The 15,304-nt window shown below is 65.5% G+C and carries 10 protein-coding genes; 8 read left to right on the top strand and 2 right to left on the bottom strand.

From position 1 onward, the window contains the following. Positions 1-71 precede the first annotated feature (71 nt). From ptsP to EN786_RS13605, 7 genes are all read left to right on the top strand, one after another. Positions 72-2,342: a phosphoenolpyruvate--protein phosphotransferase gene (gene ptsP, locus EN786_RS13635; protein ID WP_127309169.1), complete on the top strand. Its 2,271-nt coding sequence runs from the start codon at positions 72-74 to the stop codon at positions 2,340-2,342. An 8-nt stretch (positions 2,343-2,350) separates the two neighbouring features. After that, on the top strand, positions 2,351-3,430 hold the full coding sequence (prfA, locus tag EN786_RS13630; RefSeq protein WP_127309168.1) for a peptide chain release factor 1: 1,080 nt from the start codon (positions 2,351-2,353) through the stop codon (positions 3,428-3,430). Continuing rightward, complete coding sequence (gene prmC / locus EN786_RS13625; protein WP_127309167.1) at positions 3,423-4,301, top strand: peptide chain release factor N(5)-glutamine methyltransferase; 879 nt, start codon at positions 3,423-3,425, stop codon at positions 4,299-4,301. Before prfA ends, prmC begins: the two co-directional genes overlap by 8 nt. 330 nt (positions 4,302-4,631) lie before the next feature. Continuing rightward, complete coding sequence (locus EN786_RS13620; RefSeq protein WP_348642236.1) at positions 4,632-5,594, top strand: DUF4167 domain-containing protein; 963 nt, start codon at positions 4,632-4,634, stop codon at positions 5,592-5,594. Between the two features lie 222 nt (positions 5,595-5,816). Beyond that, positions 5,817-8,423, top strand: coding sequence for an ATP-dependent chaperone ClpB (clpB, locus tag EN786_RS13615; protein WP_127311942.1), 2,607 nt, complete (start codon positions 5,817-5,819; stop codon positions 8,421-8,423). 75 nt (positions 8,424-8,498) lie between these two features. Then, positions 8,499-8,855, top strand: a complete 357-nt coding sequence (locus EN786_RS13610) for an MmcQ/YjbR family DNA-binding protein (RefSeq protein ID WP_127286713.1) — start codon at positions 8,499-8,501, stop codon at positions 8,853-8,855. Positions 8,856-8,988: 133 nt separating this feature from the next. Beyond that, positions 8,989-10,500, top strand: coding sequence for a L,D-transpeptidase family protein (locus EN786_RS13605; protein ID WP_127286712.1), 1,512 nt, complete (start codon positions 8,989-8,991; stop codon positions 10,498-10,500). Here the strand turns inward: EN786_RS13605 and EN786_RS13600 are convergent. Next, on the bottom strand, positions 10,474-11,106 hold the full coding sequence (locus EN786_RS13600) for a TMEM175 family protein (protein WP_127286711.1): 633 nt from the start codon (positions 11,104-11,106) through the stop codon (positions 10,474-10,476). The two genes, EN786_RS13605 and EN786_RS13600, sit on opposite strands and share 27 nt — an antisense overlap. A gap of 172 nt (positions 11,107-11,278) precedes the next feature. Here EN786_RS13600 and EN786_RS13595 point away from each other — a divergent pair, with 172 nt between their 5' ends. Then, a complete protein-coding gene (locus EN786_RS13595) occupies positions 11,279-12,850 on the top strand; it encodes an MFS transporter (RefSeq protein WP_127283193.1) in 1,572 nt (523 codons plus the stop codon). Between the two features lie 34 nt (positions 12,851-12,884). On the opposite strand, the gene EN786_RS13590 is transcribed toward EN786_RS13595, so the two are convergent. After that, positions 12,885-14,849, bottom strand: coding sequence for a M23 family metallopeptidase (locus EN786_RS13590; RefSeq protein WP_189340323.1), 1,965 nt, complete (start codon positions 14,847-14,849; stop codon positions 12,885-12,887). Positions 14,850-15,304: the final 455 nt, after the last annotated feature.

Raw genomic sequence — 15,304 nt, 5'->3', positions numbered from 1 at the left:
TCAGTTGTTGCGTGAGTGCCGGGCGCGGCGGAAACTGCGCCGGCAAGGACTCTATTGGAGAAGAAGCCGCGATGCGTGATACGGCCAGTGGCCCGCGCGTTCTGCTGAAGCGGCTCCGCGAGCTCATGCAGGAGCCGCTGGAGCCGCAGGAGCGGCTCGACCGCATCGTGCGCGACATCGCCTCCAACATGGTCGCCGAGGTGTGCTCGCTCTATGTGCTGCGCGCCGATTCGGTGCTCGAGCTCTACGCCACCGAAGGTCTCAATCCGAACGCCGTCCACCTGGCGCAGTTGCGGCTCGGCCAAGGTCTCGTCGGCACCATCGCCGCCAGCGCACGGCCGCTCAACCTCTCCAACGCGCAGGAGCATCCGGCCTTCGCCTACCTGCCGGAGACCGGCGAAGAGATCTACAACTCCTTCCTCGGGGTGCCAGTGCTCAGGGCGGGGCGGACGCTTGGCGTGCTCGTGGTGCAGAACAAGACCATGCGCCACTACCGCGACGATGAAGTCGAGGCTCTGGAAACGACGGCAATGGTCATCGCCGAGATGATCGCCACCGGCGATCTCGCCAGGCTGACCCGCCCGGGTCTGGAGCTCGACCTGCGCCGCCCGGTCAGCTTCACCGGCCTCTCGTTCAACGAAGGCGTCGGGCTCGGCCATGTCGTGCTGCACGAGCCGCGCATCGTCGTCACCAATCTGTTCAACGAGGACAGCGAGGAGGAAGTCCGCCGGCTGCAGGCCTCGCTCGGCTCGCTGAGGCTGTCCATCGACGACATGCTGGAGCGCCGCGAGGTCGCCTTCGAGGGCGAGCACCGCGAGGTGCTCGAGGCCTACCGCATGTTCGCCAACGACAGCGGCTGGGTGCGCCGGCTGGAGGAAGCGATCCGCAACGGCCTGACGGCGGAAGCGGCGGTGGAGAAGGTGCAGAGCGACATGCGCGCCCGCATGCTGCACATGACCGACCCCTATCTGCGCGAGCGGATGAGCGATTTCGACGACCTTGCCAACCGCCTGCTGCGCCAGCTGATGGGGCGCGGGCCGGAGGATGTCGCGGCGTCGCTGCCGAAGGATGCCATCCTCGTCGCCCGTTCGATGGGCGCCGCCGAGCTGCTCGACTATCCGCGCGACAAGCTGCGCGGCGTGGTGCTGGAGGATGGGGCGGCGACCAGCCACGTCGTCATCGTGGCGCGCGCCATGGGCATTCCCGTCGCCGGGCAGATGAAGGGCGCCGTTTCGATGGCGGAAAACGGCGATGCCATCATCGTCGACGGCGAAGAGGGCACGATCCATCTCAGGCCGCAGCCCGACCTCGAGGCCGCCTATGCCGAGAAGGTGCGCTTCCGCGCCCGCCGGCAGGAGGTCTATCGCGAGCTGCGCAAGAAGCCGTCGGTGACCAAGGACGGTGTTGCGGTCGACCTCCTGATGAACGCCGGCCTCGCCGTCGACCTGCCGCAGCTTGCCGAGTCTGGCGCGGCCGGCATCGGCCTGTTCCGCACCGAGCTGCAATTCATGGTCGCCTCGACCTTCCCGCGCGCCGAAGCGCAGGAGCGGCTCTACCGCGACGTGCTCGAAGCGGCGCGCGGCAAGCCGGTGACCTTCCGCACCATCGACATCGGCGGCGACAAGGTGCTGCCCTACTTCAAGGGCGCGCTGCAGGAGGAGAACCCGGCGCTTGGCTGGCGGGCGATCCGGCTCACCCTCGACCGCCCGGGCCTGCTGAGGACGCAGATCCGCGCCTTGCTGAAAGCGTGCGGCGGCCGCGAGCTGAAGCTGATGCTGCCGATGGTGACGGAGCTCGGCGAGATCGCCCAGGCGCGCGAGATCATCGATCGCGAGGTCAGGCATCTGTCGCGCTTTGCCCACCACCTGCCGACCAGCCTGAAGCTCGGCGCGATGCTCGAAGTGCCGTCGCTGCTGTTCCAGCTCGACGAGCTGATGAAGGCGGTCGACTTCGTCTCGGTCGGCTCCAACGACCTGTTCCAGTTCGTCATGGCGGTCGATCGCGGCAACACGCAATTGTCCGACCGTTTCGACACGCTGTCGGCGCCGTTCCTGCGGGTGCTGAAGCAGATCGCCGATGCCGGCGCCCGCAACCACACGCCGGTGACGCTGTGCGGGGAACTCGCCGGAAAACCGATATCGGCGATGGCGCTGATCGGCCTCGGCTTCCGCTCGATCTCGATGTCGCCGGCCTCGATCGGCCCGGTCAAGGCGATGCTGACGGAACTGCCGCTCGACGAATTGCAGGCCTTCTTCGCCGACAATCTGATGGCGCCGGCGCAAGGGCTGCCGATGCGGGCGCTGCTGCAGGCCTTTGCCGACGACCGCTCCATTCCGCTATAGAATCCGCCATGATCAACCTGCCGCGCGACCGCATGGATCAAGTCGTCAAGCGTTTCGAGATGCTCGAAGCGCAGATGTCGGCCGGCCCGGCGCCGGATGCCTATGTGAAGATGGCATCTGAATATGCCGAGTTGCAGGACATGGTGGCCAAGGTCAGGGAATTGCGCTCGGCCGAGCACGAGCAGGCCGACCTCGAAGCGATGCTCGCCGACAAGGGCACCGATGCCGAGATGCGGGCGCTCGCCGAGGCGGACCTGCCAGGGGTGGAGGAGCGCATCGAGGCGCTGCAGAAGGATATCCAGATCCTGCTTCTGCCCAAGGATGCCGCCGACGACAAGAATGCCATCCTCGAAATCCGCGCCGGCACCGGTGGCGATGAAGCCGCTCTTTTCGCCGGCGACCTGTTTCGCATGTATGAGCGCTATGCCGCCGAACGCGGCTGGCGGTTCGAGACCGTGTCGGCCAGCGACGGCGATGCAGGCGGTTTCAAGGAAATCATCGCTACGGTCTCGGGCAAGGGCGTGTTCGCGCACCTGAAGTTCGAGTCCGGCGTGCATCGCGTGCAGCGCGTGCCGGCGACCGAGGCCAGCGGGCGCATACACACCTCCGCGGCGACCGTCGCCGTGCTGCCGGAGGCCGAAGAGGTCGATATCGAAATCCGGGCCGAAGACATCCGCATCGACACGATGCGGGCCTCGGGTTCAGGCGGCCAGCACGTCAACACCACCGATTCGGCCGTCCGCATCACCCATTTGCCGACCGGCATCATGGTGGTGCAGGCGGAGAAATCGCAGCACCAGAACCGGGCGAAGGCCATGCAGATCCTGCGCGCCCGGCTCTATGACATGGAGCGCAGCAAGGCGGACGAGGAGCGTTCGGAATCGCGCAAGTCGCAGGTCGGCTCGGGCGACCGCTCGGAGCGCATCCGCACCTACAACTTTCCGCAAGGGCGCCTCACCGACCATCGCATCAACCTCACCCTCTACAAGCTCGACCGGGTGATGATGGGCGAGCTCGACGAGGTCGTCGATGCGCTGATCGCCGACCACCAGTCGAAGCTGCTCGCCGACATCGGCCTCGATGGCTGACATCTTGCCCGGCACGCTCGGGCCGCTGCTGCGGGAGGCGCGTCATCGTCTTGCCGCCGCCGGTGTGGCCGATCCGGCGCTGGATGCCAGGCTGCTGGTCGAGCATTTTTCCGGAACGACCCGCACCCAGGCCATCGCCGAGCCGTCGCAAACGGTGCGGGAGGACGCGATTGCGGCAATCGATGTGGCCCTGCGACGGCGCGTCGCAGGCGAGCCGGTGCACCGTATCCTCGGGTTTCGCGAGTTCTACGGCCTGCGGCTTGGGCTTTCACCCGAAACGCTGGAGCCGCGGCCCGACACCGAGACGCTGGTCGAGGCGATCCTGCCCTTCGCCAGGGCGACAGCGGAGCGGCTTGGCGAATGCCGCATCCTCGATCTCGGCACCGGTACCGGCGCCATCGCGCTGGCTCTGCTCAGCGCCGTTCCCGGCGCTGTCGCCACGGGTGTCGACATTGCCGGGGGCGCGCTGGCCACCGCCATGCGCAATGCCTGCGATCTGGGCCTGGCCGACAGGTTCGAAACGCTTGAATCCAACTGGTTTGCAAAAGTTTCCGGCCGGTACCATGTAATTGCCGCAAACCCTCCCTATATACCCAGTCGAGACATAGGAAATCTGCAGGACGAGGTCCGCGATTTCGATCCGCATCTGGCCCTTGATGGCGGTGCGGACGGTCTTGGTCCCTACCGGATCATCGCCGCTGAGGCGACAAGGTTTCTGGAAGCCGAATGCAGGGTTGCGGTCGAGATCGGCCACACGCAACGGAACGAAGTCACGGACATCTTCATGGCAGCCGGCTACCGGTTGTCCGGTATGTTCCGCGACCTCGGCGGAAACGACAGGGTTCTGGTGTTCGAACGCGCAAACCCCTGATGCAGTGCGAAATAGGGCTTGGCAATGCCCGGGAATGCAGCTAGGGTCGAAGTAACCGGATGAGACGAAGCAGGCAGTGCTCTTAGCGATTCGGTTTTCCTTGGAAATAGCTGCCTTCTTGCGCAATCGACGCCAATGCTTCGTGCGGGAATCGTCCGGCAAGTGATGTAACCGGAACAGGATGGCACGTGGCGCCAACGCAATTGATGCGGGCGAACGCCGGTGAAGAAACGAAACGGCTGGCTGCATGAGCGCCTCCGTTCGTAAAAAAGTTTTCGAAAATTTCACACTGAAGAGAGTCGAATGAGGCCACAACAGCAGAACAGGCGCATGCGCGGTCGCAACAACAATGGCGGCGGCGGTGGCAACAACAACAACCGCAAGGGCCCCAATCCCCTGACGCGCAACTACGAGAGCAACGGCCCGGACGTGAAGATCCGCGGATCGGCTCAGCAGATCGCCGAAAAATACGCCGCACTCGCCCGTGACGCGCAAAGCTCCGGCGACCGGGTGATGGCGGAGAACTACCTCCAGCACGCCGAGCACTACAATCGCATCATTGCCGCCGCGCAGGCGCAGATGCCGATCCAGAACGTCCAGCAGAACCGCGACGATTTCGACGACGATGCGGACGAGGATCGCGACGAGTTCGACAACAACATCGGCAACAGCAATACCGCGGAAGCCCCGGCTGCGCAGGCCAACCATGGCGGCGGGCCACAGCCGGTGATCGAAGGCGAACTGGCCTTCAACCAGGACAACGGCAACCGCGATGGCGGTGGGCGCGACGGCCGCGACAATGGCCAGCGCGACAACAATGGCGGGCGCCACCGCGACCGCCGTCCGAACGGCGGCTACGGCCAGAACGGCCAGCGCGGTGATTATAACCAGCGCGGCGAAAATGGCGGCCAGCGCTTCGACCAGAACCGCCGCAACGAGGCGCCGGCGCAGCCGGAAAGCGCCTCCCCGGCGGAGCCGGCCGTCGCGGCCGAGCAGGCACCGCTGTTCGACAGTTTTTCGCCGGCGGCTCTCGCTGCCCAGGCAGAGCGCAACGAAGCGGCCTCCGACAATGGCGGCTCGCGCCGCCAGCGCCGTCCGCGCCGTGCACGCGGCAATGCCGACGAAACCGGTGCCGACCAGGCCGATAGCCAGGTGGAAACCGGCAGCGACAATGCCGGTGCCGAACCGGTGAATGCCGCCCCTGTCGAAGGCAATGCCGCACCGGCCGAGGACAATCCGGCGCCGGCCGACGGCGCCTCCAGCGATCCGGTTGCTGCCGACGTCAACAACTGATCGGGTCCGGTTTTCAGGTCATCAAGCGGCGGAGAGAAATCTCCGCCGTTTTCGATTTGCGCGGCGCTGGAATAATATGCATCCCGCGCCGCCTGGACGCCTTGAGAGCCCCGTGTCCCTTCACCATATCTCGCGTGAACAGGATCCGGCTCGAATGAGCGGGTCCGTCACCGCAATCTGATCCGGTGCCGCAAAGCGGGCCGGTGATGGAAGGAGACAGATATGAATCTTGAAAAATATTCGGAGCGCGTGCGCGGCTTCATCCAGTCCGCCCAGACCATGGCGCTCTCGCGCAACCACCAGCAATTCACGCCCGAACATATGCTGAAGGTGCTCGTCGATGACGACGAGGGCCTGGCCGCGTCGCTGATCGAGCGTGCCGGCGGCAATGCCCGCGACGTCAAGCTGGGCGTCGAGGCGGCGCTCGAGGCGATGCCCAGGGTGGAAGGCGGCAACGGCCAGCTTTACCTGGCGCAGCCTCTGGCCAAGGTGTTCTCGACCGCCGAGGACCTGGCCAAAAAGGCGGGCGACAGTTTCGTCACCGTCGAACGGCTGCTGCAGGCGCTCGCCATGGAGAAGTCGGCCAAGACCGCCGACATCCTGTCCAAGGCCGGCGTCACCGCGCAGGCGCTGAACCAAGTCATCAACGATGTCCGCAAGGGCCGCACTGCCGATTCGGCGAGCGCCGAGCAGGGCTATGATGCGCTGAAGAAGTACGCGCGGGATCTGACGGCCGACGCTCGCGCCGGCAAGCTCGATCCGGTCATCGGCCGCGACGACGAGATTCGCCGCACCATCCAGGTGCTGTCGCGCCGCACCAAGAACAATCCGGTGCTGATCGGCGAGCCGGGCGTCGGCAAGACGGCGATCGCCGAGGGCCTGGCGCTGCGCATCGTCAATGGCGACGTGCCGGAATCGCTGAAGGACAAGCAGCTGATGGCGCTCGACATGGGCGCGCTGATCGCCGGCGCCAAATATCGTGGCGAGTTCGAGGAGCGGCTGAAGGCGGTGCTCAACGAGGTCACGGCCGCCGCCGGCGGCATCATCCTGTTCATCGACGAGATGCACACGCTGGTCGGCGCCGGCAAGGCAGACGGCGCCATGGATGCGTCCAATCTTCTGAAGCCGGCGCTGGCGCGCGGCGAGCTGCACTGCGTCGGCGCGACCACGCTCGACGAGTACCGCAAGCATGTCGAGAAGGACCCGGCGCTGGCCCGCCGATTCCAGCCGGTGTTCGTCAACGAGCCGACGGTGGAGGACACGGTCTCGATCCTGCGCGGACTGAAGGAGAAGTACGAGCAGCATCACAAGGTGCGCATCTCCGATTCGGCGCTGGTTTCGGCGGCGACGCTGTCGAACCGCTATATCGCCGACCGCTTCCTGCCGGACAAGGCCATCGACCTTGTCGACGAGGCCGCGTCGCGGCTGCGGATGCAGGTCGATTCGAAGCCGGAGGCGCTGGACGAGATCGACCGCCGCATCATGCAGCTCAAGATCGAACGCGAGGCGCTCAAGGTCGAGAAGGACGACGCCTCGAAGGACCGGCTCGCCAGGCTGGAAAAGGAGCTTGCCGGGCTGGAGGAGGAGTCCACCGAGCTCACCTCGAAATGGCAGGCCGAGAAGCAGAAGCTCGGGCTCGCCGCCGACCTCAAGAAGCAGCTTGACGAGGCGCGCAACGAACTGGCCATCGCCCAGCGCAAGGGCGAGTTCCAGCGCGCCGGCGAGCTTGCCTATGGCAAGATCCCGGAGCTGGAAAAGAAGCTGAAGGAGGCCGAGGCGCAGGACGGCAAGGCCGGCATGGTCGAGGAGGTGGTCACGCCCGACCACGTCGCCCATATCGTGTCGCGCTGGACCGGCATTCCGGTCGACAAGATGCTGGAAGGCGAGCGCGAGAAGCTGCTGCGCATGGAAGACGAGATCGGCAAGCGGGTCGTCGGCCAGGGCGAGGCGGTGCAGGCAGTCTCCAAGGCGGTGCGCCGGGCCCGCGCCGGACTTCAGGATCCGAACCGGCCGATCGGCTCGTTCATGTTTCTCGGCCCGACCGGCGTCGGCAAGACCGAGCTCACCAAGGCGCTCGCCAATTTCCTGTTCGACGACGAAAACGCTTTGGTGCGCATCGACATGTCGGAGTTCATGGAAAAGCACTCGGTCGCCCGGCTGATCGGCGCGCCTCCCGGTTATGTCGGCTATGAGGAAGGCGGCACGCTGACCGAAGCGGTGCGGCGCCGGCCCTACCAGGTCGTGCTGTTCGACGAGATCGAGAAGGCGCATCCGGACGTCTTCAACGTGCTGCTGCAGGTGCTCGACGACGGCCGGCTGACCGATGGCCAGGGGCGCACGGTCGACTTCCGCAACACGCTGATTATCATGACTTCGAATCTCGGCGCCGAATATCTCGTCGGCCTCGGCGAAGACCAGGATGTCGATGCCGTGCGCGACGAGGTGATGGGCGTGGTGAGGGCCTCGTTCCGGCCGGAGTTCCTCAACCGCGTGGACGAGGTGATCCTGTTCCACCGGCTGCGCCGGCAGGACATGGACCGCATCGTCGAGATCCAGCTCAAGCGGCTGGAGAACCTGCTCGCCGACCGCAAGATCACGCTGTCGCTGGATCATGACGCGATCGAGTGGCTGGCGGCCAAGGGCTACGATCCGGCCTATGGCGCGCGGCCGCTGAAGCGGGTGATGCAGAAAGAGCTGCAGGATCCGCTGGCGGAGAAGATCCTGCTCGGCGAGATCCTCGACGGCTCGACAGTCAAGGTCACCGCAGGTTCCGACCGGCTGAACTTCCGCTCGAAGCCGACGGTCGTGGCGACCGAGGCGGCGGCCTGAACCGCCTTGCCTTACCGGAACGGCGGAGCCTGAATGGGCTTCGCCGTTCTTCTTGTTTGAAATGGCGGGGCCCGCATGACGCTAGATGACTACAACAGCTTCTGCGCCTCGCTGCCCCGGGCGACCCATGTCGTCCAGTGGGGCGGCGCTCACGTCTGGAAGGTCGGCGGCAAGGTGTTTGCCATTGGTGGCTGGAACGGGGGCGAACAGCTCTTCGTCACCTTCAAATGTTCCGACATCGCCTATGACGTGCTGAAGGAGCAGCCAGGCTGCAGGCCCGCGCCCTATCTTGCCTCGCGCGGCATGAAATGGATCCAGCGCCAGACAAGCCAGAGCATGGATGATGCGGCGCTGAAGGACTATCTCGGCGAAAGCCACCGCCTGGTCGTCCTCAAGCTGACGAGACAGACACGCAGGGAATTGGGGCTGTAGCAGCCGGCAGTCCGCCATCTTCATGCCCGGTTCATGTTGGAACCTTAAGCTCGGTAAATGGTTTGCTGGCGAAGGGCTCGCCACAAAGGGACATGCCGCGCGGCGGCAATTACGGACCGGAGAGTTGGCCACAATGTTGCGCACGATCGTCTGCCTTTCGGCTGTTGTCGCCGGATTGGTGTCTTCCGGCGCGTTCGCGGCGCCGAGTGGCGACGGCGCGGAAAGGGAGGCCCGCGCTCCCGGCGGCATCCTTCTCGCCCAGGACGGCAACATCGACGTCTATTACGACGCCCGGGGAAACCGCGTCATAGTCGATGCCGATACCGGCAAGGTCATCGCTATCCAGCCGCCGGGCACCAGGCTCGATCGCAGGGCGCTGCGCCGGCAGCTGCGGATGCAGGAGCTCGGCCGCGCGCCGGTCGAGGATGACGACCGCTACTATCTCGACGATCCCGAAGACATGGCCCGCTTCCGCCGCAGGCAGCTGGACGAGGAAGGCAGGGTGATTCCGCCGCCGGCCGACGAATACGATCCCTATGGCGACAATTCCGTGGATGCCTTTCCCCCGGTGCCGGACGATGAAGGCAACACCGCCACCTACCCGGAGGCGCCGAAGCCGAATACCGTCAAGCGCCAACCGCTGAACGAGGCGTCGATCAACCCCGCGCAGCCGGATCAGGATACGCAGGCTTCCCTGCCGCCGGACACCGGCGGCAAGGCCACGGTCGACCCGTCGCTGTCGCTCGGCGCGCGCCAGGATGTGGCGGCGCTGCAGGTGCTGCTCGATCGCGCCGGCGCGTCGCCGGGCGTGATCGACGGGCGATTCGGCTCCAACGTCGACAAGGCGCTGGCCGCCTACAACGAGATCACCGGCAGCAATCTGCGCTCGACCGACGCCGTGGGCATTCAGTCGGCGCTGGCGCAGTCGGGCGGCGATGCGTTCGCCTCCTACACGATCACGCCCGAGGACGCGGCCGGCCCCTACGTCGCGTCGATCCCGGAAGACTACAGCCAGAAGGCGCAGCTCGACCGCATGGGCTACACCTCCGTCACCGAAGCGCTGGCCGAGCGTTTCCATATGGACGAGAACTATCTGAAGTCGATCAATCAGGGCCTCGATTTCAACCGCCCCGGCACGATCATCAAGGTTGCCAATTTCGGCAGGCTGGTGTCGACGCCGGTCGCCCGTATCGTGGCCGACAAGGGCAAGAAGGAAGTCTTCGCCTATGATGCTGCGGGCAAGCTGGTCGCCGCCTATCCGGCCACCATCGGCTCGTCCGACACGCCATCGCCGTCGGGCATTCACACCGTGTCGCGTATCGCGCTCGACCCGAACTACACCTACAACCCGAGCATCAATTTCAAGCAGGGCCAGAACGACAAGATCCTGACCATTCCGCCGGGGCCGAACGGGCCTGTCGGCTCGGTGTGGATTGCGCTGGACAAGCCGACCTACGGCATCCACGGCACGCCCGACCCGTCCAAGATCGGCAAGACCGAAAGCCATGGCTGCGTGCGCCTGACCAACTGGGATGCACGGGAACTCGCCAAGCTGGTGTCGCCGGGCGTCACCGTGGAGTTCGTCGGCGGACCCACGATCATCGATGTCGGCGGGACCTCAACCGATGAATTTACGCAGCAGTGAGGCGCGCGGCGCGGCGGCATAGACCAGCTGCGCCAGCAGGATGAACGCGATACTGAGCAGCGGGCTGAACAGGCAAAGTGCCGCGCCGACCGCCCACAGGATCTGCGCCTTGATGATGCGCTGGTAGACAGTGCGCCTCGTTTCGGCGTCGACGTCGCCGGCCAGCATCTCGTTCTTGTCGGCGTACCACCAGCTGGCGAAAAGCGTCACGCCAAGCATCAGAAGATTCAGCCAGTAGACGAGCACCGCGACCCGGAATTCGAGGAAATCGGCCAGCAGGTCGGTGGAGAACGGCAGCAGCGCGATGAAGGCCAGAAAGCAGAGATTGAGCGTTGCCAGCCGCCGGTCCGATCTTGCGATCAGGCCATGCTGCGCTTGCTGGCCGAACCAGAAGATGGTCAGGGTCAGGAAGCTCAGCGCATAGGTCAGGAAGCGCGGGGCGAGTGCCGTGATCGCCGCCAGCAACTCGCCCTCGGAATGGACCGCTTCGTGCGGCGGCACCCTGATCTCGAGAACGATCAAGGTCAGCGCGATGGCAAAGACGCCGTCGGTGATGCCGACGACGCGCCCGCGAGCCTCCGCCGACGGTTCGAGTGGCCGCTTCATGGTTTCCCCTTTTGGCGCTGGTTCGGTTGGCGGGTCGGAACCTAGCACGCGACGCTTCGTTTGCATCATAAGTGCCGGCCCTCCTGGCCGTCCTGCCGACGCAATCTGGTTTCAAGAGCAGCAATCTTGTGGCTTGTTGCCGCGACCTCACCGCAGAGCTAAGCAGGCTGTCATGTCAGCTTCGGACGAAAACATCGCCGATTCGCTTTCGACCGCGCAGCGTGCGAACGGCACGTTCTGCCCGCAGGCGCAGCGCAAGTTCGTGCTGATCGCGGCGATCCTGGCGTCCGCGCTCGGTTTCATCGACGGCTCGGTCCTGGCCATCGCGATGCCGGCGCTGCGGGAAAATCTCGGCGCCAGCCTGGCCGAGGTGCAATGGATTTCCAACGCCTATGCGCTGACGCTATCGGCGCTGATCCTGGCAGGCGGTGCCGCCGGCGACCGGTTCGGGCTCAGGCGCGCATTCGTGACCGGCATTGCGCTGTTCATCGCCGCTTCGCTGGCCTGCGCGCTGGCGCCCAATGCCGGCGTGCTGATCGGCTTCCGCGCCATCCAGGGGATCGGCGCCGCCATCATGGTGCCGGGCAGCCTCGCCATCATCGCCAAGGCCTATCCGAAGAAGGAGCGCGGCCGTGCGATCGGCGTCTGGGCTGCGGCCTCGGCGCTGACGACCGCGCTCGGTCCGGTTCTGGGCGGCCTCGTCCTGTCCACCTTCGGCAATGGCATCTGGCGGGCGATCTTCGCCATCAACCTGCCGCTGGGCCTCATCTCGATCTATCTTCTCCTGGCCAAGGTGCCGGCCGATGACGCCACGGAAAAGCGCAGCCTCGACCTCGGTGGCGCCGGACTCGCCACGCTGGCGTTCGGATTGCTGGCCTACGGCCTGACCTCGATGAGCGCCGAGGGCGGCGGCCAAATGTCCTGGCCGAGCATCGCAGCCGGCCTGGTGCTGCTTGTCGTGTTCGTTTTCTTCGAGCGCCAGCATCGCGAGCCGATGATCGACCTGTCGCTGTTTCGGATCGGTGCCTTCGCCGGCGCCAATCTCGCGACCTTCTTTCTCTATTTCGCGCTGTCGGCCAATCTGTTCTACCTGCCGATGCTGCTGATTGCCGGCTGGGGGCTGAGCACGGCCGAGGTCGGCTTCATTTTCGTGCCGCTGTCGGCATCGATCGCGCTGCTGTCGGGACCTGTCGGCCAGTGGTCGGACAAGATCGGGCCGAGATTCCCGATCGCCGCCGGCAGCCTGGTCGTTGCCTTTGCCTTTGCCGGGCTGGCGCTGCTCACCCATGCCGGCATCCACAATTTCTGGACCGGGACCTTTCCATTGATGGCGCTGATGGGGCTCGGCATGGCGCTGGTCGTGTCGCCGCTGTCGACCGCGATCATGACGGCGGTCGAGGACAAGGACACCGGCGCCGCCTCGGGCATAAACAATGCGGTCTCGCGCATCGGCGGCCTGATCGCGGTTGCGGCGATGGGTTCGCTCGCGGCCTGGGTCTACGCACTGAACACCGGCGCTGCGCCCGGCATTCCGGGTTTCGGACAACAGGCGCCGGCAGGGCTTGCATCGGATCTCGAAGCCGCAAGGCTCGCCGCCAGTGACGCGGCCTTCGCGGCCGTCGCCGCCGTCACCACGCTGCTCTGCCTGCTTGCGGCCGTCATCGCCTGGATGACGGTTTCCGGCCAGGCGCTGCCGTGGCCACGCCGAGGGGATGATCCACAGGCTGATTCGCCACGAAACTGATTCGTCGCGGGCGACAGGCGATTCGCTCGCCAACCTATCCTTCGACCTTGGCGCTGGCGACCTTGAGCGGATTGTTGTCTTCCTGCTTGAGCAGGTCGTCGATACGCTCGCGCTCGCGCTTGAAGGCAACCAGGTCGTCGCCTTTCAGCACCTTGCCGACCGGCAGGCGAACGCGCATCGGATCGACCTTGGTGCCGTTGACGATCAGCTCGTAGTGAAGATGCGGGCCGGTGGCGAGGCCGGTCTGGCCGAGATAGCCGATGACCTGGCCCTGGCGGACATGGACGCCTGGCTCGATGCCTTTGGCAAAGGCGGTCTGGTGATTGTAGGAGGTCTCGTAGCCGTTGGCGTGGCGGATGATGATCTGCTTGCCATAGCCGCCGGCCCAGCCGGCCTTCTCGATGGTGCCGTTGCCGGCGGCGATGATCGGCGTGCCGATCGGGGCGGCCCAGTCGACGCCGGTGTGCATGCGGACATAGCCGAGGATCGGATGCCGGCGGGCGCCGAAGCCGGAGCGGAATTTTCCCGCCGGCAGCGGATTGCGCAGCAGGAACTGCTGGGCGCTGGAGCCGTTCTCGTCGAAATAGTCGGTGCCGCCGTCCTGCATCTGGAAGCGATAGAAGTTGCGCAGCTGTCCGCCGAAGGTCGCCGAGACATAAAGCAATTCGGATTCGTCGGAGGCCTGGTCGTCGCCGTCCGGCTGCGAGAACAGCACGTCGATCCTGTCCGAGGGGCTGAGCCGCGACTGGAAGTCGACATCCGAGGCGAGCAGCTTGACCAGTTGCTGGGTCAGCTTCTTCGACATGCCGTAGGAATAGGCGGCGCGGTAGATGCCGTCATAGATGTTGGGCAGGTTGCCGCGCACGATCACCGGCGGCGAATCGTCGAATGCGGTCAGCAGCTCGGGATTGGGCTCGGGCTCCTGCGCCGGCACGTACTGGCCGCGATCGTCGAGCGCGATGGTGACGATGTGCTGGGTCCGGTCATAGACGCTGGTGCGCACCACCTTGGCGGCGTCGCCATGGATTTCGAGCCCGACGCGCAGCACGGTTCCCGCCTTCAGCGCCGGGGCGTTCAAAAGCTTGCCGATCGCCTCGGCCATGCCGGTGGCGTCGCCGCCGGTATAGCCCGAATCAGCAAAGGCCTCGGCGATGTCGGTGTCCTTGGTGAAGGGGATGATTTCCTCGGCGAAGGCCGGCGTCTGATCGTCCGCCTCGACGCGCGGCGAGACCGAGACATTCTCGGGCACGATCTTCACGTCGTAGGAGCCGGCCATGCTTTCGGCGAAGGCATCGCCGAATCGCTGCGGATCGACATAGTGCAAGGAGGCGACCTGGATGGCGCCGTCGCTGAGATCGGTGCCGGCCTCGCGCACCACCTTTTCCACCTCGTCGGCGGACAGGTCGCTCTTCTCGTCGAAGGACGCCGTCTCGATCGGGAAATCGACGGTCTTCAGCGACATCTCGCTTTCGACCTTGGCGCCATAGATCTGGCCGGCGACGGCCGCTGGCGCCGGCTGGCCGGCATTGTCGTCGCCGTCGTCGCTGAACACCTGCATCGGGTCGAAGGGCGGGTAGGGGCGGTTGGTCGTGTGGCCGGCGGCCAGCGCCATCTTGATCTGCACGAAAGGCATGGTGTGGATGACGTCGCGGTCGCCGACCTTGGTGACCATCGACACTTCCATGCGCCGGCGGTCCTTGGCCTTGGCGATCTGGCGCGGCGCCACCAGCCTGGTGGTCTTGGCCATTTCGCCGGAATCGCCGCCGTTTTCCATATGGGCGAGCTCGGCGATCTCGGGTGGCGTCGCCAATTGCTGGCGCCCGTCGAGCGCGGCGAACAGCGCCACGCCCATCAGGACACTGGACGTCACGCCGGTGAGAAAAGTGCCCGACAGCCAGCGCGCCGATACCTCGCGCCGATCGGGCGGGCCGCTCCGGCCATCCGCGATCAGCGGCGGCTCGTTGCCGAGTTCGGCTATGACATCTTCCGTATCTGGCATCCAGAAAGGCTGCTTCTTCCCCGGGCGGAACGGCTTGTCGCTTTTGTTGTGCGCATGACATTTGCCTGTCACGGCGGTTTAAGTCAACGAAACGCCAAGCCTAGGCCGAAATCCCCAACCGCGCGTCTCTTGTAACTGGTCTTCCCACAGTCCCTTATAGAAGGCCTCGCGCGGGGGGTGCGCGGGCGCCTCCTTCGTTGGTGCCGGTGTCGAACCGCAATGCGGCGGCAATAGGGCTCCCTGGTGGCCGCCATCCGTGTTATCCCCGTTCCGTTGGGGCAGCCGGCTATCAACAGGCAGGGGCCGAAACTTCTGTCGCAAAAAGTTCAAAAACATCTGAGAAGGCTGTTGACAGTGTGAAGAGGTGGCGACTATATACGCCTCACCAACGAGGGCGGCTCGCCGCTGGCGACGAAGAAGTTCGCTTCTAAATCTGCCCTTGTGAGAAATTCAAG

The sequence above is a fragment of the Mesorhizobium sp. M4B.F.Ca.ET.143.01.1.1 genome, from assembly GCF_004792275.1.
Classification (GTDB): domain Bacteria; phylum Pseudomonadota; class Alphaproteobacteria; order Rhizobiales; family Rhizobiaceae; genus Mesorhizobium; species Mesorhizobium abyssinicae.
Note: the sequence above shows the minus strand (reverse complement) of the source record. Positions and strands in the feature narration are given on the sequence as shown.